Raw genomic sequence first — 18,237 nt, 5'->3', positions numbered from 1 at the left:
ATATAGTGAGATTTGAACAATTAGAACAATTTGTAGCGCTTGGCCTACTTCGTCATTTTAGGCAAGCTGCAGAACAAACCCAAATCAGCACATCTGCGTTAACTCGTAGTATTCAAACTCTTGAAACCGAGCTTGGCTACGAACTTGTTACCCGCTCTACTCGTTCGGTTAAATTAACTCAAGCTGGGGAGCTTTTCCTCGACTTTGCTAAAAATACCCTCAATGAGTTAGAGCAAATAAAACACCGCGCTTTTCAATCGATTAATGGCACTGAAGAGAAAAAACTAGTCATTGGTTACACCACAACAACCAGCAGCATAGTGCCAATTACCTGCGGTGAGTTTTTAAGCCAGTACCCTCATATTAAAATTGAAATGCAGCTGCAAAACAAAACTGAGCTTCATAGAAAGTTACTTCAAGGTGAAATTGACATTAGTGTATGCTCGCAAATAGTCAATAGTATTGGTAGCGACATACAATTACCTGATCAGCTTATTTTGTTTTGCTCAAAACAACACCCATTAGCAAATAAAAGCGATATTAGTAAAAAAGAACTCGAAAGTTATCCAATGTTCAGTTGTTTTTCACAGTCAAAACAAGTGCAATCAATGCTGAATGAAGTGATTGATTCATTAAATAAAGTTTCAACAATTAAAGTGGGCAGTATTGAGCAGGTAATGGCTGGACTTGAAAAATCAGACCATTTTGCCATTGCCGGTATTGAACACACTAGCTCTGTGGCAGAAAACCACAATCTAATTCAGCTTAAGACCAATAACGATATTAGCCATGAGCAACTTATTGTGCAAACCAGCCAGCAGATTGAGGCAGGTGAGCATGTTGACCACCTACTCTCGCTAATCAAGAAAGTTTCAAGAGCATAACAATACACCATGCGATTTGATGATCACTATAAATTTGTAGCTTTAAAGTTTTTTTACACTACACTAACGCTCCCTACTATTATGACTAGCGTTGATGAACAACTTTACCGCTACTGAAATTTATTTAGAGCACATTGAAACGCATGGCTATGCCATTATTGAAAACGCTATTGATAGTGACTTAATGTCTGAGCTAATGGCTGATTGTTATAGAATAAACCCCCACTTTAGCCTTGCCGGTATTGGTCGATTAAATAATTTGCAAATCGATGATACTGTTCGTAAAGACAAAACCTATTGGTTTGATGGCAGTTCAAATGCACAACTTGGCTACCAGCAATTAATGGAAGCAGTTCGTAATACGCTTAATCGAAATTTCTTTATGGGCTTGTTTGATTATGAATGTCACTATGCAAAATATACCCAAGGTGATTTTTATAAAAAACATGTGGATGCATTTAAAGGTCGTTCAAACCGTGTTTTTACTACTGTATTGTATTTGAACTCTCCTGAGAAAGGCGGAGAGCTGGTTATTTACAAGCCTAAAAGTAAAGACATAGAAATAGTGATAAAACCCACTGCAGGCACCTTGGTATTATTTGAAAGCGAACGCTTCGTACATGAGGTACTTCCGGCTGTTGACAACCGCTACTCAATTGCTGGCTGGTTCAGAAAGAACGCGTCAATTAGTGGTATTATCGACCCACCCCGTTAAACTAAAACGGGGTAAGAAAATAATAAACCCATAAAAATAGCTAATCCCACATAATGGTTATTTAAAAATGCTTTAAAACAATTATCTCGCTGGCGTAAATGAATCAAGCGCTGTTGATATATTAGTAGCATTGCAGCAACTGCTAATCCCACCCAAAAACTAAAACCAACGTCACTTATCCCGCCTATTAAAACCATCAACGCAAAAAAGCTCAAGTTAAGTAGCGCTATAATATGGCGGTCATAACTAGCGAATAAAATAGCGGTTGATTTAACTCCTATTTTTAAATCATCGTCCCTATCAACCATGGCGTACATAGTGTCGTAAGCCACCGTCCAGCAAATATTGGCAATAAATAGCAACCATGCCTGCACGGGGAGAGAGTTTGTTGACGCCATAAAAGCCATAGGGATTGCCCAGCCAAAAGCCGCGCCCAATACAACTTGAGGAAGTTGCGTGTAACGTTTCATAAAGGGATAACAAAACGCTAATCCAAGCGCACCAAACGATAACAAAATAGTATTGGTATTAAGCATTAAGACTAATATAAAGGCGATGGCAACGAGTAATAAAAACAAACTAATTGCTTCGCCACTACTTACCGCTCCGGTCGCTAGCGGACGCTGACAAGTACGTTTTACTGAGCCATCAATTTTTCTATCTGCAAAATCATTAATAACGCATCCAGCGCTGCGCATAACTATTACCCCAAGGGTAAACACAATGAAATTAGTTAAGCTAGGCAGACCTTCGTTCGCAATCCACAGTGCCCAATAAGTTGGCCAAAGCAGCAATAAAGTGCCTATGGGCTTATCTATTCGCATTAACTGGATGTAAAAGGGAATATGATGAACTGACAAAGCGGCTAATTTCATGAGTATAAATAAGCTCCTGGTAAAAAAACCTCACAAACCAAAAATTGATAGTTGTGTAAAGAAAATACGCTGCGTCTTCCCAGTAAGGGACGGTTCGGTAAATTAAGTTCGCTCACCAGTGACTGCAATGAGTGGTTATCATCAAAGCGCGCAATTTCAATATCGGTCCGCTTTAACGCAGGATCTTGAAATATCACATCACCTAACGGGCGCTCTCCCATATTGTGCAGCTGATTGTTTGTATTGTTACTTGTTATTGGCAACCAACTTTGAGCATAAACAATCGGTTGTTCATCACACAACAGTAACACTTCACGGTTAAGCACCGTGTTTACCTGTTCACTTAATAACGCTTGCTGTGATTGCGAAAGGTCTACTTTTTGCTCGCTCAACACTTTTACAGCAAAGTGCTGAGACTGACTTTTTAATTTAGCCGTTAAAGAATGGGGTTCAAATAACCACTCTTGCTCAGCGCTAGATAAGCCACTGACTTGAGCAGTATTCTGCCAATCAGCAGATAAAGAAAGAGGAAAAGTAATCACAATAGCTCTATTTGATAAAAATCAGTGAGATCATAACATTGCCAACGAATTTGAAAAAGCGCGATTTGCTCACCACCAAGCACACCCTATATTATAAAACGCTAATTAGCATTTGACTCTCGCTATTGCCTATCCCAAACTTGAGTCCAGAGTACTTTTACAAACACAACAAATAACAGCATCTTGCTGTATCTTATTTACTAATAAGTATAAACTATTTGTAACCAGTTTACGGAAACGCTTTTGAAATGAAAAAAACAGTATTTACAGGCCTTTTTATTCTTTTAGTCAGCCTAACTAGCTTATCAGCACGCGCTGAGTCTACTGTGGGTTATTTTGGGTTTGAGCCAGATATTATTACCAATTATATTGGTCCATCTAGTAAAAAAATGGGCTACGTACGTGTCACGGTTGATTTAATGCTAAATAAAACATCCGACATTGCCATTGTAGAACACCACACCCCGCTGTTACGTGATGCTTTAGTAGAGATTTTATCTAAAGAGCCTGAAAACAAAATAAAATCTTTAACAGGGCGTGAGCAAATTCGCCTTAAAAGCGCAGAAAAACTAAAAAGCTTACTTAAGGAAGAAACAGGCCAAGAAATAATCCGAGACCTGTTATTTACTAAATATTTATATCATTAGGCGCTTTTTGTTTTAAAAAGCTGAGCGGTATAAGCAAAAGCCATACCGCTAACAAGCCCACCTAAATGTGCCCAATTAGCCATTCCAACAAATAATACATCTGCAAACCCAAGTACTAACCATACCAGCATAAAACCAACAATCGAGGTTGTTACCAGTGCAGGCTGTTTAGGGTTAAGCGCGCTGTAAATCCAACAAAAGCCTAACAACCCATATACAACGCCGCTAAGGCCACCAAAGTTAGGACCGACCATTAAGTATTGTGCCCAATTACTTATTAAAGCGGTAACTAAAAACAGCCCGATTAAACTCGACTTACCGCATTGTTTTTCAATGTTATCACCCAGCGATACCCACCAGATTAAGTTAAACACAATATGCATAGCGCTAAAATGTACAATAGCAGGTGTTAACCAAGTAAGTGGTGACGCAGGATTGAACTGCAACGCCATGTAAATAGGTTCAAACGCACCAAATAAAAAGGCAACATAAACTACAATACTGAGAATACTAACACCTTGATTAAGCCAACTTAACGCTTTAAAACGGGCGACTAAATTAAGCGACTGCCCCTGATACTTTAAGGGTGACTGCGTAGTACCCACTTGCCATGATGCTTGTTGATAACGCTCATGATTAGGGTTTTTAGCAAATTCGTTCCATAAAGGTTGCACTGCATGAAAGTCTTCAGGTGCCACACTAATAACAAGCGTATGGCCATCCTCAGTACGAATTTGCCCTGAAAGCCCTTGGCTTTTTAGGTAATCTATAAAGCCCTGTGCAGCGCGGGGATTAGTTAGGCTGCCTAGCTCTATCATCGTGCTACTTTATCCTTGTAAGCGGCTTCCCATGCAGTAAAACCACCATCCATGCTATAAACATCTTCAAAGCCTTGCTCTACTAAGTAGCTTGCAGCGCCCTGTGAACTCATGCCGTGATAACAAACAATAATAATCGGCTGGTCAAACTCTTTTTCCATCATAAATTGGGCGATATTTGCATTTGAAAGTGCTTCAGAGCCAGGAATGTGCCCTGCCTGATACGAATTAGGATCGCGAATATCGGCAATCACCACATCCTCTTTGTCTAGTAGTTCGAGGGTTTGTGCGATTGATATATGTTTAAATGCCATAGTACTCTCTTATAATTACAAAAAAGGCGACAAATGCCGCCTTTAATTTTCTTAACAAGGGAATAATTAATCCCAGTTAAGAATTACTTTACCTGATTGGCCTGAAATCATCATATCAAAGCCTGCTTGGAAGTCATCAATTGAATATTGATGAGTAATAATTGGTTTTAAATCAAGTCCTGATTGAATCAAGCTGGCCATTTTGTACCAGGTTTCAAACATCTCACGACCGTAAATACCTTTGATCACTAAGCCTTTAAAAATAACTTGATTCCAATCGACCGCCATATCTGAAGGTGGAATACCTAACATAGCAATTTTGCCGCCATGATTCATGTTATTTAGCATGGCATTAAATGCACTCGGAACACCTGACATTTCGAGGCCAATATCAAAGCCCTCTGTCATACCCAGCTCTTTAGCTACATCTTCAAGCTTTTCATTCGCGACGTTAACAGCACGGGTGGCGCCCATTTTACGCGCTAAGTCTAGGCGGTATTCATTTACGTCGGTAATAACCACATGGCGTGCACCCACATGTTTAGCTACTGCGGCTGCCATAATACCAATAGGGCCTGCACCGGTGATCAATACATCTTCACCCACCAAATCAAACGATAAAGCGGTATGTACTGCATTACCAAACGGGTCAAAAATAGAGGCAAGTTCATCGCTAATGTTATCTGGAATTTTAAATGCATTAAATGCTGGAATAACTAAGTACTCAGCAAATGCACCTTCACGGTTAACACCCACACCGGTTGTATTACGGCATAAATGAACACGACCAGCACGACAGTTACGACAATGACCACAGGTTATATGACCTTCACCTGATACACGGTCGCCAACATTGAAACCGCGCACTTCTTGGCCCATGTCAATTACTTCACCCACATATTCGTGGCCAACCACCATAGGCGTAGGAATGGTATTTTGTGCCCACTCATCCCACTTATAAATATGAACATCGGTACCACAAATAGCCGTTTTACGAATCTTAATTAACAGATCGTTATGACCCACTTCAGGCTTTGGTGCATCTGTCATCCAAATGCCTGGCTCTGCTTTTAACTTTGATAATGCTTTCATAATCCACACTCAATTAAAAAATCGCGACTTTAGCCGCGATTTAACAAGAAAATTAAATAACACCAATCTCTTTACCAATACGGGTAAAGGCTGCAATGGCTATATCAAGCTGTTCCTTGCTGTGCGCTGCAGAAATTTGGGTACGAATACGCGCCTGACCTTTTGGTACAACAGGGAATGAAAAGCCAGTTACATAAATCCCTTCAGCCAATAGCTTATCAGCCATAAGTGACGCTACTTTGGCGTCTCCTAGCATCACTGGAATAATCGCATGATCTTTACCTGCACAGGTAAAACCTGCCGCTTCCATTTGCTCGCGGAAGTATTTAGCATTTGACCATAGCTTAGCGCGAAGCTCACCGCCATTTTCAAGCATTTCTAACACTTTGATTGATGCCGTTACAATTGAAGGCGCTAATGAGTTTGAGAATAAGTATGGACGTGAACGTTGACGAAGCCACTCAACAATTTCTTTTTTACCTGAGGTATAACCACCAGAGGCTCCACCAAGCGCTTTGCCTAAGGTACCAGTAATAATATCAACACGGTCGAGTACATTACAGTACTCAGGTGTACCTTTACCGTTTTCGCCAACAAAACCAACGGCATGTGAATCATCAACCATAACGAGTGCGTCGTATTTGTCGGCTAAATCACACACTGCTTCTAAATTACAAATAACGCCATCCATTGAGAACACGCCATCAGTAGCAATTAGTTTAGTTTTAGCACCGGCTTCATCGGCTGCAATTAATTGCTTTTCTAAATCTGCCATATCGTTATTTGCATAACGGAAACGTTTTGCTTTACATAAACGCACGCCATCAATAATAGATGCATGGTTTAATGAATCAGAAATAATCGCATCGTCTGCACCTAAAATAGTTTCAAACAAGCCCGTATTCGCATCAAAACATGATGAATACAAAATGGTGTCTTCAGTTTCTAAGAATTGACTGATTTTTTTCTCAAGCGTTTTATGGATATCTTGGGTACCACAAATAAAACGCACTGAGGCAACACCAAAGCCATGATCATTTAAGCCTTGTTGCGCAGCTTTAATAAGTTCTGGGCTGTTAGCTAAACCTAAGTAGTTGTTAGCACAAAAATTAATAACTTTATCGCCTGATGCCACTTCAATTTGAGCTTGCTGCTGTGAAGTGATAACACGTTCATTTTTGTACAAACCTTCAGCTTTAACGTCTTCAATTTGCTGTTGTAATTGGCTAAAAAAAGCAGATGCTCTCATCTGTGATCTCCATTTGGTTGAACGGGTTAAACAGCAGACGCGTTGCTGCTATTTATAATGGGGGTATTGTAAAAGTTTAAGCGCCAAATTGCACTGTTTGTCATTCGTCGCAAATTAGCTAATTGGCAGGAAAAGCTGCCAGTTTACAGGCATGAGATATATATTAAATGAGATCAGCAAGCAAAACAGGTAGTTCCTTGATTGAGTCACAAACATAGTCTGCAGATTTTGCGGCTTGCTCGTCAAACGTTTGCCCCGAACGAACTAGCACTTTAGTGCGTATATTGGCACTAATAGCAGCTTGCATATCACCTAATTTATCCCCTACCATGACACTCAGTGTAGGGTCTATATGATGATCTTTTATTCCTTGTAACAACATCCCGGGCGCTGGCTTTCTACAATCGCAATCTGTTAAATACGCTGGCAATGCATTTTTAGGATGATGTGGACAAAAATAAACATCAGTAATTTCAATTTGATGATGACTAAACTGCGCTTTCATCCATGTGTTAAGGGCAAAAAAATCGGCTTCTGAGTAATAACCTCGACCAATACCTGATTGGTTAGTTACAACAATTATTTTATAGCCCGCGTCATAAAATGCTTTACACGTTGAAAACACACCATCTATAAATTCAAACTCTTCGCTTTTAAATACATAGCCATGGTCAACATTTACTACACCATCACGGTCTAAAAAAAGCGCCTTATTTGTGTGTTTACCATTCATAATAACGACTCTTTTTTAACAACATGGTCAAACATTTCTTTTACTGTATCCGTAGTTATTTGACTCATTAAATCATCGCCCTTAACCCGAGTACCCCAAGGTAATTGCTCGGCGGTTTTACCTGTTTGCTTTAATAAGTTTTGGTGATAAACCTCAACAACGTAATCTTGGTATAAATAAGGCCCCGTTCGCGCTGGGTTTGAATGCGCATATAAGCCAATAACCGGTGTGCCCACAGTCACCGCCATATGAGCAGGCCCTGTGTCAGGTGCCAGTACTAAGTCTGCACGCTTAAGTACGCACAATAATTCTTTGAGTTTTGTTTTACCCACCAAGTTCAGAATGGGTGAATCAGAGTGTTTAATGATGTTATTTGCTAAATTAATTTCCAGTTCCGTCGGCCCTCCGGTTAGCACTACTTTAAAACCTTGCGCATTGGCATAATCAGCAAGCACGGCATAGCGTTCGGCTAACCAGTTACGCTGTGCTTTACTTGCCGCTGGCGAAATAACAAATAACTTATTTGATAAATAATCGTCACCTAACAGCTCATCAGCTTTAGCTTGATCTTTGTAGGTAAAGGGCATATTCCATACAGGGACATAATCATCAACACCAATCGCTTGGGCAAAGCCTTTAAATCCCTCTAAAACATGCGCCTGAGATTGGGCTTTAATGCGTTTATTAATAAATAAACTATGTAGCTCTTTTGAACGAGCCCAGTCAAAACCAATTTTAACTTTGGCAGGAATACAGCGAGCAACAAAACCTGCTCTTAAAGCCACTTGCATATTAAGCAGTACGTCAAAACACTGTCCTTTAAAGGTTTGTTTTAACTGTTTCAGTGCCGCTTTACCTTGTTTTTTATCAAATACAACAAGCTCAACGCCAGGCAAATCTGCTAACAACATCGCCTCGACCTTCCCTATCACCCAAGTGATCTTAGCATTTGGATGCGCTTTTTGAATTGCTTGTACCGCACTCACTGCATGGCATACATCACCAATAGCAGAAAGACGTAAAATACAAATTGAAGTGTAAGTAGGCGCTGAAGTCACACGTTTCCTTGGGAGTAAAATAATAAAACCCGATCTTAAATTATAATCGCGTCATTGCAAGTACTTATCCTTAGCCTGAAAACACGTTAATATGTGCACATATTTAAGCGAATCCTATGAGCTATGTTTAATCAACACATCAAAAATAACCATGTCATTTTAAGCCACCCTCAATATAGCACCGAAATAGAGTTAGATTGGTTTGACCCCGATTTCTGGCAACAACAGCAAAAAATTGTCGGGGCTAAAAAAGGGCGTGCAACTGCTTGGTTTTTTAAACACGCAGATTTAACGGCTGTGTTACGCCATTATTGGCGTGGCGGCCTCATAGGCAAGCTACTTAGTGACCAATATTTATATTGGGGACTGGAGCATACGCGTGTTTATCAAGAATTTAGTTTAATGACTCAATTAATGGAGTTAGGTTTAAATGTACCAAAACCCATTGCAGCTAAAGTGAGCCGATATGGTTTTATTTACCGAGGTGATATTATTACTGAAGCAGTCAGCGGCGCTAAAAGCGTATTGGACGTGCTGATTGAACGCGCATTGAGTGAAACAGAGGTAAAAAAAATAGCACAAACCATTGCCCAATTTCACAAAAAAGGGGTGTATCACGCTGATTTAAATATTAATAATATTTTATTTGATGACTCTGGTAACGTTTACATTATCGACTTTGACCGTGGCGAAATAAAAACACCCGATATAAAATGGCAACAAAGCAACATGTCTCGCCTACAGCGCTCCTTTTTAAAAGAGCAAAGCCGCAATAGTCACTTTCATTGGCAGCAAAACGATTGGCAAACATTACATAATGACTATAACCAAGAGCTCGAATGCTAATATTCAGCGCGCCATTGCTAAATATTGGTCTGCTACAGCATCTGCAGAAACCTTTTTCAAAATAGTGGCCTTTTTCATATCGGGGCTATCAATTAAAACGTCTTCAATGGCCTTTGCTAATAAGTCACTTTGCTCTGTTGGTACCAGATATTTGCTTAATTCTTCGGTTAATATTTCATTAGGACCAAAATTACAATTAGTACTTACCACAGGTGTACCTATGGCTATAGCTTCAATTAATACGGTTGGTAGCCCTTCAAAGTCAGAACTTAATACAAGAGCTTTAGCCTGCTTAATCCAGTTATAAGGATTTTGTTCGAATCCAGGAACAATAAGTTGATTTTCAATTCCGTATTGTTTGGCTAACTTAAATGCTCTCTCTTTCTTATTACACAATAATACTAATTTATATTTTTTATCTAATTTAGCAAATGCAGCAAATAGAACATCATGACGTTTTTGCTTAGCAAATCGTCCAACATGAATAAGATAAGGAGAGGTCGGTATGTTGATATTTACCTCATTTGCTTGCTCATTCATAATTTTAAAATTAAAAGGATTGTAAATAGTTGTCATTGCGCTGGGGGTAATTAAAGGGCTCTGGCGTATTTCCTCTTCAACACCTTTTGAAACACAGATCAAAGACTTCCCATTTAAATTTTGTTTGCTTCTTTTAAGATATAAATAAGAAAATGGACCTAATTTTTTTTGCCTAGCAAGTTCAGCATTAACTGAGTTATGTACTACAAAGTGAACATTTTCAATCGTACTTTGGGCAAGTAAATTATTGCTTCTATCTAAGTTTGAAAGTACTAAATCAATAGAACCAAGTTGTAATCGCTTTTTATCAAACCACGATTCTAATGCCCTAATACTATTTTTTTTATGCCAAAAACGATCGACCTTTGATGCTCTCCCAGAAAATAGGCTATCAACAGTCAAACTCTTGTGAATATCATACTCGACACTATCGGCTAATGACAAAATCAAGACATTATGCTTTTTATCGGTCATTTCTTGTGCCAAAGTAAGCATTACTTTCTCCGCTCCTCCTCCAACAAGCGAATCGATAACAATAATGACATTCATATTATTTTTCCCTGCAAAAGCGCTTTTACACCATTTGTTATGACATTAAAGCTATGCATACATTCCAGTGTTGAGTATTTTTTAACGGTGTTTTCATAAAGTGGTTCAGAAAGTAATGTTTGCACTTTTGCAAAAATATCAGCAATATCAAGCTGTGCGTGATAAACGACTTCTGTGCGAGTACAACGAGTAAGGCGCTCACCTTGATCCTTTGAAATAGCACAGGCAATAGTGGGGGTTTGCAAGGCAATGGCTTGGAGTAAAGTATCACCCGCACTTAATAATGCCACCTTAGCCTGACTTAGTAAGGCTAAGAACTCTTCCCCCTGAAGACTTGCTAAACAAGTAAGTTCATCTGTTTCTGGTAATGGGCTCGTATAGTTAGGACCAAACACCACAACCCCTTTTAAACCCGTTTTTTTCGCAATAATCAGTGCTGCTTTATAATAGATATCAGCACAGTTTTGTCCATTAAGGGTATGCCCACCGGAGCCTGCATTCACAATAAAAAATTCTTTTTCTTTCAAGTTATAACGTGACAGTACATCACGCTTTTGTTGCGCTGATGCAAATACTGTAAATGGCCCGACATTATCAGGGTAAGCTAAAGGCAGCATATTAAGCTTTAGCTTTTCATACCATGAAAGAGGATCGATACAGTAATCAGGCTGAACCACCCAATGAGTATCAATAAGCCCCACTCGATTAAGCTTTAAACCCTTTGCCCGTTTTTTTGTATGTTGAGAAATAAAAACCACTTTAGCACCGACATTTTTTGCGGCTTTCATTTGTTCTGCTCGTCCTGCGCAATCAAATAGCACCACATCTGGTTTGTATTGCTCGATGAACTGACACACGAGGGTATTTTCTTTTGTTGCCGATTGATTTAACAGTAAAGTAGGAAACGGGCAGCTTTTGGCATAAGCAGTATGCTTATTTAAAATGAAATGTATATCTAACTGCTTGCCGTACTCTGTGTTAAGAGTCTGAGCCAGCTGTAACGAGCGCATATATTCACCAATACCTTCTGGTGATGACACGGGAATAAATAAAAGTCGTTTGTTACTCATTACTATCTCTGCTTTTCCTTTGCAGCGAGTATATCAACGCCACCTTTTTTACGATAGAGCCACAGTGTTTTAATATGTTTCATAATGTAATTTATAATTAAACCCTCTTTAATGACTTGATTTAATTACTGCAATAAAGAGCGTAGATTGCTAAACTTAGCCGCAATTTAAATCACAAGGATCTGAGCTTTGCGAAACAAAATTTTTATACTTTCTTCGCTTTTTTGTGCCGTAACCACAACTGTGAATGCTGAACCCTGGGTAAAGCCTGATGACTATGCTCTGAGAGCAGATATTCAACAGCTTGCCGATGCAGGCATTATTTTAGCGCCAGTAACAACGTATCCATTAATGTGGAAAAGCTTTATTAACGATATAGACAATACTTCGTTGGAACAATTACCTGCTCGCCTACAAGATGCGTTATTGCGTGTAAAACATCGTTATAAGTCAGAGAATAGTGGTTCGCATAGTGTACAGCTTTCGGCATTTGCCAGCTCAGATCCTCTTGCAGCCACTAGCTTTGGAGCCACCAATAGCCAAGAATCAGAGTTAACTGCCGCCTACGCTTATTTAGGACATAACTTTGCCGCAAAGATTGCGCTTAATCATCGTAGTGATGGCAAAAACTGCTTAGTTGCAGGTAAAAAAACTGATGACATAGCTCAAAACGAGCAAGCATTAGCAGACTGCAATGATACCTCTCTCGATGACAGTTATTTAGCTTATCGTATGGGTAATTGGATTGTAAGAGCGGGTGCCGTTGAGCAATTTTGGGGCCCTGGTGTAGATAACAGCCTAATTATGTCTGGTAATGCAAAGCCTTTACCTGCCATTAGTATTTCTCGAGAACAAAGCACAGCCTTTGAAACACCTTGGTTGAGCTGGATTGGTCAGTGGAGCTTTACTGCACAAATGGCTAAACTTGAGTCAACCCGCGTTATTCCTGATGCGTTATTGTGGAGCACTCGGGTCAACTTTCGCCCCGTTCAACAATTAGAAATAGCACTGAGCTGGTCAGCACAATGGGCTGGTAAAGGACAACCAAATTCAGCTAGTGACTTTATTGATATGATTGCCGGTGATACAAAATGTGTTGATGGCACTACTAATTGTGATAGCCAGTTAGAGTCAAAAATAGGTAATCAATTAGCAGGTATTGATATTCGTTGGTCAGATACATTATTTAATCAACCCTATGCGGTATATGCCAGCACCATTGGTGAAGATGCGAGTTCACAATTTAAGCCAGCTGATAGAGCTTACTTGTTTGGTTTACAAACAACCCATCGTGTTTACGAGCAGAATTTACTAGTCAACTTAGAATATATTGACACAGGTGTGTCTTGCTCTGCAGGGTCAACGACCGAAAATTGCTATTATGAGCACACAGATTACCAATCAGGATATCGTTACCATGGCCGCCCTATCGGCTCTACTTATGACAATGACTCACAGTCGCTAGTACTAACTGTACTTGGGCAACTCTCAAGCGGAACTGACTGGCAAGTAAAGCTGCGTGATATTGACTACAACAGCGACAATCGTGATAGATACCCAAATAACCCAGATTTAGGTAACTCGATTACCAAAACAGGGTTTAACTCGAAGCAAATTGAAGTGCGTTATAGAATGCTTGCCATGGGGGGGCGTTTAACTCTAGGTGGCCTTGCCTCTAATAATGATGGAGCAGAAAACGACACGTCTGCATTTGCAAAGTTCGAATATAACTTTTAGTTTTACAAGTAATAAAAAAGGGGATAAACCAACGTTTATCCCCTTTTTTATTTCACTAACTAGCTAACTAGCTTTTAATTTTGCTAATCACTTTTGATGTAGAGCAACCATCTAAAAATTCAAGCACTTCTACTTTCCCACCATGACGCAACACATGCTCAGCACCAGCAATTTGCTCAACGGTATAATCACCGCCTTTGACTAAAATATCTGGGCTAATTTGCTCAATTAACTTTGCTGGTGTGTCATTTTCATCCTCACTGCCAAACGGAATAACCCAATCAACGGAGGCAAGCGCACTTAGTACCATAGCACGCTCGTCTAATGGGTTAATTGGGCGCTCTGGGCCTTTTAAACGTGCAATGGATTCATCGTTATTTAAACCAACCACTAGTCTATCACCTCGCGCTTTAGCTTGCGCTAAATAGCGCACATGGCCTGCATGCAAAATATCAAAACAACCATTAGTAAATACAATAGTTTCGCCATTTTGCTTTGCAAATTCGATATGCTGTAATACATCATCAAATGGTGTTTGATAATGCTCGCCGGTGGCTTGTAAATATTGGCCTAACTTGCGACTCAACTCTTCAGGAGAAACGGTAGCCGCTCCCAATTTACTTACTGCAATACCGGCTGCTAAGTTTGCAATTTCGACTGCATCTTTAGCAGTCATACCCGCACCTAGCATAACAGCAAGGGTAGCAATAACAGTATCGCCCGCACCGGTTACATCGCTTACTTCGAGCTGCTGCGCTGCAAAGTCATACTTTTGCGTTGCATCAATTAACGACATACCTTGTTCTGAGCGTGTTAGTAGCATGGCGTTAATACCCGCATCACTAATCAGAGTACGCGCACTGCTAGCTAGTAACTCTTCTGAACCAACTTGACCACCTGCCAATTTAAACTCATTTAAATTAGGGGTTATGTAATCAGCCCCTCGGTATAACTCTAAATCAGATGATTTAGGGTCGACAAGCACGGTTTTACCTGCTTTTTTAGCAACCGAAATCATTTTTTTGATTAACGCTAGTGACCCTTTGTTGTAATCAGAAAATACAATAAAGTCATAATTATCAAGCACCAGCTCTAATCGATTTAATAAAAGCTGACTATGAGACTCATTGAAAGCCTCTTCTAAATCTAAACGCACAACTTGCTGATGACGACTAATCACCCGCATTTTAGAAATAGTGGGCAAATCACATACACTCACAAGCTGTGAATTTATTTTTTCACCTTCTAGAATGTTTTCTAAAATTTGTCCGCTTTCATCCTCACCAATTAGACCGAGCAAACCTACTTTGCCATCTAGACGGGCTATATTTTTAGCCACATTGGCAGCACCACCAGCTTTGTCTTCAAATTTACTAACTTTTACAACGGGTACTGGTGCCTCTGGCGAAATACGGCCAGAATCACCATACCAGTAGCGGTCGAGCATAACATCGCCAACCACTAGAATACGTGCTGCTGATAAGTTTTTTAATAGCGATAAATCCATTATTGCTGCTCCGCAACAACCATATCCATGGCTTCACACAACCAATGGCCGATAAACATATGAGCTTCTTGAATACGGGCTGTTTCATCATTTTTAATAATAATAGGTAACTTGGCGATGTCTTTTACTTTCCCCCCATCGCGACCTGTAAATGCAACAGTGAACGCCCCTATTTTATTAGCGGCTTCTAACGCTAAATTAATGTTATTACTGGTTCCCGATGTAGTTAAGCCAATTACGATATCTTCAGGTTTACATAACGCCTGTACTTGGCGTTCAAATACCGTATCAAAATGATAGTCATTACTGTGCGCTGTTAAAATAGAGGTGTCTGTAGTTAAAGCAATAGACGCTAACGGTCCTCGCTCTAACTTATAACGTACCACAAACTCCGCAGCCAAATGCTGAGCATCAGCCGCACTGCCGCCATTGCCAAACCAAACAACCTTACCTCCAGCCTGTAAAGCACTATGACATGCTTCTAACAATTGCATTACCTCTTGATGATACGCCTCCATGGTTTCGAACAATACTTGGTGACGATTTAAACTTTCTAGGTAGCTAGTTGCCACTGAATCTATAATTGACATGAGATATTCCTCTTGGAACTGAAATGGCAGGAAAAATTAATTTCATTATTCCATAATTTTATAGCCAAATCACCTCTATATAACTAAATTAAAGCACGGGCAGATAGTTATTATCTTACACAGCGTGGCAAACCTATTTTTTAAATTATAAATAACAGAAGGTTTTTATCGTTGTAACTTTTTCCGAGTTGCTATTTTATATTTGTGTATTTAGAAAAAAACGATTTCACGCTAAACTAGCGCCACTTTCATTTACATAAAGCACAGTATGGCACGCATTTTTTATTCACTCGCATTAATTATTATTAGCCCGCTGATCGTATTTTACTTATATGTATTAAGAGGTAAGAAAAACGCGGGATATCGCGTTCACTTTAAGGAACGTTTTGGCTTCATAAGCCGCGCTTTATTTTCAAATAGCAACAAACCGGTTGTATTTCATTGTGCTTCTGTGGGCGAGGTTTTAGCTGCAACCCCTTTAATCAAAGCCCTACAACATGAACAACCGCAGTTAAATATTTTAATTACCTGCAATACCCCCACAGGACGAGAGCAAGTTACCGCACAGTTTAAACAAAGCGTTGCTGTTAGCTATTTACCCATTGATTTTCCTGTAGCCACTACTCGCTTTTTAAAACGAGTAAAGCCGCAATTACTCTGTATTTTAGAAACTGAACTCTGGCCGAACTTAATGGCTAATGCGCAAAAACAAAATATACCTGTATTGGTTGTTAACGCGCGTCTATCTGAAAAGTCACAGCAAGGCTACGAAAAAGTTGCCCAGCTAACTCGCAATATCATGCAATCAATTACCGCACTTGCAAGCCATGACAAAACAGATGCAAATCGCTTTATTGAATTAGGACTACCTGCTGAAAAAAGCCATGTAACGGGATCAATAAAATTTGATATTACCCCAACCACTGCGCAACTCGATAAAGTCGCCTCTTTAAAGCAAGATTATAAAAAAGCAGAACGCTTTATATGGGTTGCAGGTTCTACACACCCTATAGAACATGAGTTTATTTTAGCAGCCCACCAGCAACTACTAGAAACACATCCTGACGCTTTACTGATCATTGCGCCACGTCACCCTGAACAATTTGATAAAGTTGCAGAGCTACTGACTCACTCAAACCTTAGCTTTAGTCGCCGCAGTCAAAAAAATTATAACAATGAACAAGTTGTGTTAGCCGACACATTAGGTGAATTACAATACCTATATGGTGCCGCTAATATTAGTTTTATCGGTGGCAGTTTAATTCGTCGTGGTGGTCATAATCCATTAGAGTCGGCAGCTTTTGCAGTGGGTGTACTTACCGGCCCTCATACCTACAACTTTGACCATGTTTACCCTGAACTTATTAAACTCAAAGGCGCCCATGTAGTTGAAAATACTGACAAACTGGTACTTGCATTGCTTCGCTTAATTAAAAACACCAAAGCGTGTGATATTCTTGGCAGTAAAGCCGCTCAGTGCGTTGCTAAAAACCAAGGCGCTATTACCAAAACGCTTGCCATTATAACTCCTTATTTAGAGCCAAGACTGTGACTCATTTAGCTATAACTCAAACCCGTGAATGGGTAAGTGCTGTGATTGTAAAGTACAATTTTTGTCCATTCGCCCGTAAAGAGGTTGAAAATAACTGTATTCACTACACCATGAGTAGCGCCTCAAAAATTGATGATGCTGTTATGGATATGCTTGAACAATGTACCCAGCTTGACCGGGATCCTCAGCGTGAAACCACTTTATTAATATTTGATAATGGCTTTACTGATTTTGAAGATTTCTTAGACCTTGTTGATTTAGCAAATGCGCTACTAGTTGCACAAGGGTTTGAGGGGAAGTACCAAATTGCAAACTTTCATCCTGATTATGTATTCGCTGATAGTGATGAAGATGACGCTGCAAATTATACCAACCGCTCACCTTTTCCTACTTTACACTTAATACGTGAGGCAAGTATGAGCGCGGCACTAGATGAATACAACGAGCCAGAGTCAATTCCTGAACACAATATCAACTTAGCCCGCCGTAAAGGCATTCACTTTTGGCAGCAGCTGCTTGAAAATTGCAAAAAACCGAGCGTATAAGCTCGGTTTTTAGTTTCTTTAAATGATACGCAGGGTTATTTTTTTACCCAGTTACCATTAACTTCTATGTAGTGACCCGCCTGGGTTTTTTCAATGGTTTTTGCCGCTGCTAACGCTTCTACTTGAGCAAGTGACAAATTGTTTTTCTTGGCTAACTTTAAATACTGCGCCTTACGCTTTTCGTTAATTTCATCAATAACGGCCTTAGCCTCATTATTGTTAACCACCAATCCTAAATAACCCGAGCTATTTTCACCGACGAGCCCTTGGTTTTTAGCGTCATCTAGGCTCATAGCCCATACTGAAAACGACAGGCACAGTGCACCGAATAACATCACTAAATTTAGTTTGTTGTTAATTTTCATACCTTACTC

Annotated in this window: 20 protein-coding genes; 7 read left to right on the top strand and 13 right to left on the bottom strand. The window is 39.7% G+C overall.

Features of this window, described 5'->3' with window-relative positions:
• The first annotated feature begins 5 nt into the window (after positions 1 to 5).
• A complete protein-coding gene (locus tag B1F84_RS03780) occupies positions 6 to 884 on the top strand; it encodes a LysR family transcriptional regulator (RefSeq protein ID WP_131690619.1) in 879 nt (292 codons plus the stop codon).
• 94 nt (positions 885 to 978) lie between these two features.
• Positions 979 to 1,599 (top strand): 2OG-Fe(II) oxygenase, encoded by a 621-nt coding sequence (locus B1F84_RS03775; RefSeq protein ID WP_131690618.1) that lies wholly within the window; start codon positions 979 to 981, stop codon positions 1,597 to 1,599.
• On the opposite strand, the gene ubiA is transcribed toward B1F84_RS03775, so the two are convergent.
• On the bottom strand, positions 1,596 to 2,474 hold the full coding sequence (gene ubiA, locus B1F84_RS03770; RefSeq protein ID WP_131690617.1) for a 4-hydroxybenzoate octaprenyltransferase: 879 nt from the start codon (positions 2,472 to 2,474) through the stop codon (positions 1,596 to 1,598). The genes B1F84_RS03775 and ubiA overlap by 4 nt on opposite strands.
• Positions 2,471 to 3,016, bottom strand: a complete 546-nt coding sequence (locus B1F84_RS03765) for a chorismate lyase (protein ID WP_131690616.1) — start codon at positions 3,014 to 3,016, stop codon at positions 2,471 to 2,473. The genes ubiA and B1F84_RS03765 overlap by 4 nt, the downstream gene beginning before the upstream one ends.
• Positions 3,017 to 3,264: 248 nt before the next feature.
• Between B1F84_RS03765 and B1F84_RS03760 the strand changes: the two genes are divergently transcribed.
• Complete coding sequence (locus B1F84_RS03760) at positions 3,265 to 3,663, top strand: flagellar basal body-associated protein FliL (protein ID WP_008115596.1); 399 nt, start codon at positions 3,265 to 3,267, stop codon at positions 3,661 to 3,663.
• On the opposite strand, the gene glpG is transcribed toward B1F84_RS03760, so the two are convergent.
• From glpG to B1F84_RS03730, 6 genes are all read right to left on the bottom strand, one after another.
• The gene (gene glpG, locus B1F84_RS03755; protein WP_131690615.1) at positions 3,660 to 4,481 is read right to left on the bottom strand and encodes a rhomboid family intramembrane serine protease GlpG; all 822 of its coding nucleotides are present in this window, start codon (positions 4,479 to 4,481) and stop codon (positions 3,660 to 3,662) included. The two genes, B1F84_RS03760 and glpG, sit on opposite strands and share 4 nt — an antisense overlap.
• Positions 4,478 to 4,795 carry a thiosulfate sulfurtransferase GlpE gene (gene glpE / locus B1F84_RS03750; RefSeq protein ID WP_033104018.1) on the bottom strand — a complete coding sequence of 106 codons (318 nt, stop codon included), beginning with the start codon at positions 4,793 to 4,795 and terminating at the stop codon, positions 4,478 to 4,480. Before glpE ends, glpG begins: the two co-directional genes overlap by 4 nt.
• 66 nt (positions 4,796 to 4,861) lie before the next feature.
• Positions 4,862 to 5,887: an L-threonine 3-dehydrogenase gene (gene tdh / locus B1F84_RS03745; RefSeq protein WP_008115593.1), complete on the bottom strand. Its 1,026-nt coding sequence runs from the start codon at positions 5,885 to 5,887 to the stop codon at positions 4,862 to 4,864.
• A gap of 52 nt (positions 5,888 to 5,939) precedes the next feature.
• The gene (locus B1F84_RS03740; protein ID WP_131690614.1) at positions 5,940 to 7,136 is read right to left on the bottom strand and encodes a glycine C-acetyltransferase; all 1,197 of its coding nucleotides are present in this window, start codon (positions 7,134 to 7,136) and stop codon (positions 5,940 to 5,942) included.
• Between the two features lie 163 nt (positions 7,137 to 7,299).
• Complete coding sequence (gene gmhB, locus B1F84_RS03735; RefSeq protein ID WP_131690613.1) at positions 7,300 to 7,869, bottom strand: D-glycero-beta-D-manno-heptose 1,7-bisphosphate 7-phosphatase; 570 nt, start codon at positions 7,867 to 7,869, stop codon at positions 7,300 to 7,302.
• Entirely contained in the window at positions 7,866 to 8,927 is a 1,062-nt protein-coding gene (locus B1F84_RS03730; RefSeq protein WP_131690612.1) for a glycosyltransferase family 9 protein, read from the bottom strand. Before B1F84_RS03730 ends, gmhB begins: the two co-directional genes overlap by 4 nt.
• 123 nt (positions 8,928 to 9,050) lie before the next feature.
• Here B1F84_RS03730 and B1F84_RS03725 point away from each other — a divergent pair, with 123 nt between their 5' ends.
• The gene (locus B1F84_RS03725; protein WP_131690611.1) at positions 9,051 to 9,773 is read left to right on the top strand and encodes a 3-deoxy-D-manno-octulosonic acid kinase; all 723 of its coding nucleotides are present in this window, start codon (positions 9,051 to 9,053) and stop codon (positions 9,771 to 9,773) included.
• A gap of 3 nt (positions 9,774 to 9,776) precedes the next feature.
• Here B1F84_RS03725 and B1F84_RS03720 read toward each other — a convergent pair whose 3' ends face one another.
• Positions 9,777 to 10,862, bottom strand: a complete 1,086-nt coding sequence (locus B1F84_RS03720) for a glycosyltransferase (protein WP_131690610.1) — start codon at positions 10,860 to 10,862, stop codon at positions 9,777 to 9,779.
• Positions 10,859 to 11,932 carry a glycosyltransferase family 1 protein gene (locus B1F84_RS03715; protein ID WP_131690609.1) on the bottom strand — a complete coding sequence of 358 codons (1,074 nt, stop codon included), beginning with the start codon at positions 11,930 to 11,932 and terminating at the stop codon, positions 10,859 to 10,861. Before B1F84_RS03715 ends, B1F84_RS03720 begins: the two co-directional genes overlap by 4 nt.
• A gap of 189 nt (positions 11,933 to 12,121) precedes the next feature.
• Here B1F84_RS03715 and B1F84_RS03710 point away from each other — a divergent pair, with 189 nt between their 5' ends.
• The gene (locus tag B1F84_RS03710) at positions 12,122 to 13,669 is read left to right on the top strand and encodes a capsule assembly Wzi family protein (protein WP_131690608.1); all 1,548 of its coding nucleotides are present in this window, start codon (positions 12,122 to 12,124) and stop codon (positions 13,667 to 13,669) included.
• A 67-nt stretch (positions 13,670 to 13,736) separates the two neighbouring features.
• On the opposite strand, the gene hldE is transcribed toward B1F84_RS03710, so the two are convergent.
• Both hldE and B1F84_RS03700 read right to left on the bottom strand, forming a co-directional pair.
• Positions 13,737 to 15,176 (bottom strand): bifunctional D-glycero-beta-D-manno-heptose-7-phosphate kinase/D-glycero-beta-D-manno-heptose 1-phosphate adenylyltransferase HldE, encoded by a 1,440-nt coding sequence (gene hldE, locus B1F84_RS03705; protein WP_131690607.1) that lies wholly within the window; start codon positions 15,174 to 15,176, stop codon positions 13,737 to 13,739.
• Positions 15,176 to 15,766, bottom strand: coding sequence for an SIS domain-containing protein (locus tag B1F84_RS03700; RefSeq protein WP_008115583.1), 591 nt, complete (start codon positions 15,764 to 15,766; stop codon positions 15,176 to 15,178). The genes hldE and B1F84_RS03700 overlap by 1 nt, the downstream gene beginning before the upstream one ends.
• Before the next feature lie 268 nt (positions 15,767 to 16,034).
• Between B1F84_RS03700 and waaA the strand changes: the two genes are divergently transcribed.
• Positions 16,035 to 17,318 carry a lipid IV(A) 3-deoxy-D-manno-octulosonic acid transferase gene (gene waaA / locus B1F84_RS03695; protein WP_131690606.1) on the top strand — a complete coding sequence of 428 codons (1,284 nt, stop codon included), beginning with the start codon at positions 16,035 to 16,037 and terminating at the stop codon, positions 17,316 to 17,318.
• Positions 17,315 to 17,863, top strand: coding sequence for a DUF1415 domain-containing protein (locus B1F84_RS03690; protein WP_131690605.1), 549 nt, complete (start codon positions 17,315 to 17,317; stop codon positions 17,861 to 17,863). The genes waaA and B1F84_RS03690 overlap by 4 nt, the downstream gene beginning before the upstream one ends.
• Positions 17,864 to 17,898: 35 nt before the next feature.
• Here B1F84_RS03690 and B1F84_RS03685 read toward each other — a convergent pair whose 3' ends face one another.
• Complete coding sequence (locus B1F84_RS03685; RefSeq protein ID WP_131690604.1) at positions 17,899 to 18,228, bottom strand: YdbL family protein; 330 nt, start codon at positions 18,226 to 18,228, stop codon at positions 17,899 to 17,901.
• Positions 18,229 to 18,237: the final 9 nt, after the last annotated feature.

The sequence above is a fragment of the Pseudoalteromonas sp. DL-6 genome, assembly GCF_004328665.1.
Lineage (GTDB): Bacteria > Pseudomonadota > Gammaproteobacteria > Enterobacterales > Alteromonadaceae > Pseudoalteromonas.
This window is presented reverse-complemented; position numbering and strand designations above follow the sequence as displayed.

Coding starts and splice junctions, on each gene's coding strand:
- waaA (WP_131690606.1), top strand. CDS start 16,035: ATGGCACGCATTTTTTATTCACTCGCATTAATTATTATTAGCCCGCTG.
- B1F84_RS03775 (WP_131690618.1), top strand. CDS start 979: ATGAACAACTTTACCGCTACTGAAATTTATTTAGAGCACATTGAAACG.
- glpG (WP_131690615.1), bottom strand. CDS start 4,481: ATGATAGAGCTAGGCAGCCTAACTAATCCCCGCGCTGCACAGGGCTTT.
- B1F84_RS03725 (WP_131690611.1), top strand. CDS start 9,051: ATGTTTAATCAACACATCAAAAATAACCATGTCATTTTAAGCCACCCT.
- tdh (WP_008115593.1), bottom strand. CDS start 5,887: ATGAAAGCATTATCAAAGTTAAAAGCAGAGCCAGGCATTTGGATGACA.
- glpE (WP_033104018.1), bottom strand. CDS start 4,795: ATGGCATTTAAACATATATCAATCGCACAAACCCTCGAACTACTAGAC.
- B1F84_RS03760 (WP_008115596.1), top strand. CDS start 3,265: ATGAAAAAAACAGTATTTACAGGCCTTTTTATTCTTTTAGTCAGCCTA.
- B1F84_RS03740 (WP_131690614.1), bottom strand. CDS start 7,136: ATGAGAGCATCTGCTTTTTTTAGCCAATTACAACAGCAAATTGAAGAC.
- B1F84_RS03685 (WP_131690604.1), bottom strand. CDS start 18,228: ATGAAAATTAACAACAAACTAAATTTAGTGATGTTATTCGGTGCACTG.
- ubiA (WP_131690617.1), bottom strand. CDS start 2,474: ATGAAATTAGCCGCTTTGTCAGTTCATCATATTCCCTTTTACATCCAG.
- B1F84_RS03700 (WP_008115583.1), bottom strand. CDS start 15,766: ATGTCAATTATAGATTCAGTGGCAACTAGCTACCTAGAAAGTTTAAAT.
- B1F84_RS03720 (WP_131690610.1), bottom strand. CDS start 10,862: ATGAATGTCATTATTGTTATCGATTCGCTTGTTGGAGGAGGAGCGGAG.
- gmhB (WP_131690613.1), bottom strand. CDS start 7,869: ATGAATGGTAAACACACAAATAAGGCGCTTTTTTTAGACCGTGATGGT.
- hldE (WP_131690607.1), bottom strand. CDS start 15,176: ATGGATTTATCGCTATTAAAAAACTTATCAGCAGCACGTATTCTAGTG.
- B1F84_RS03715 (WP_131690609.1), bottom strand. CDS start 11,932: ATGAGTAACAAACGACTTTTATTTATTCCCGTGTCATCACCAGAAGGT.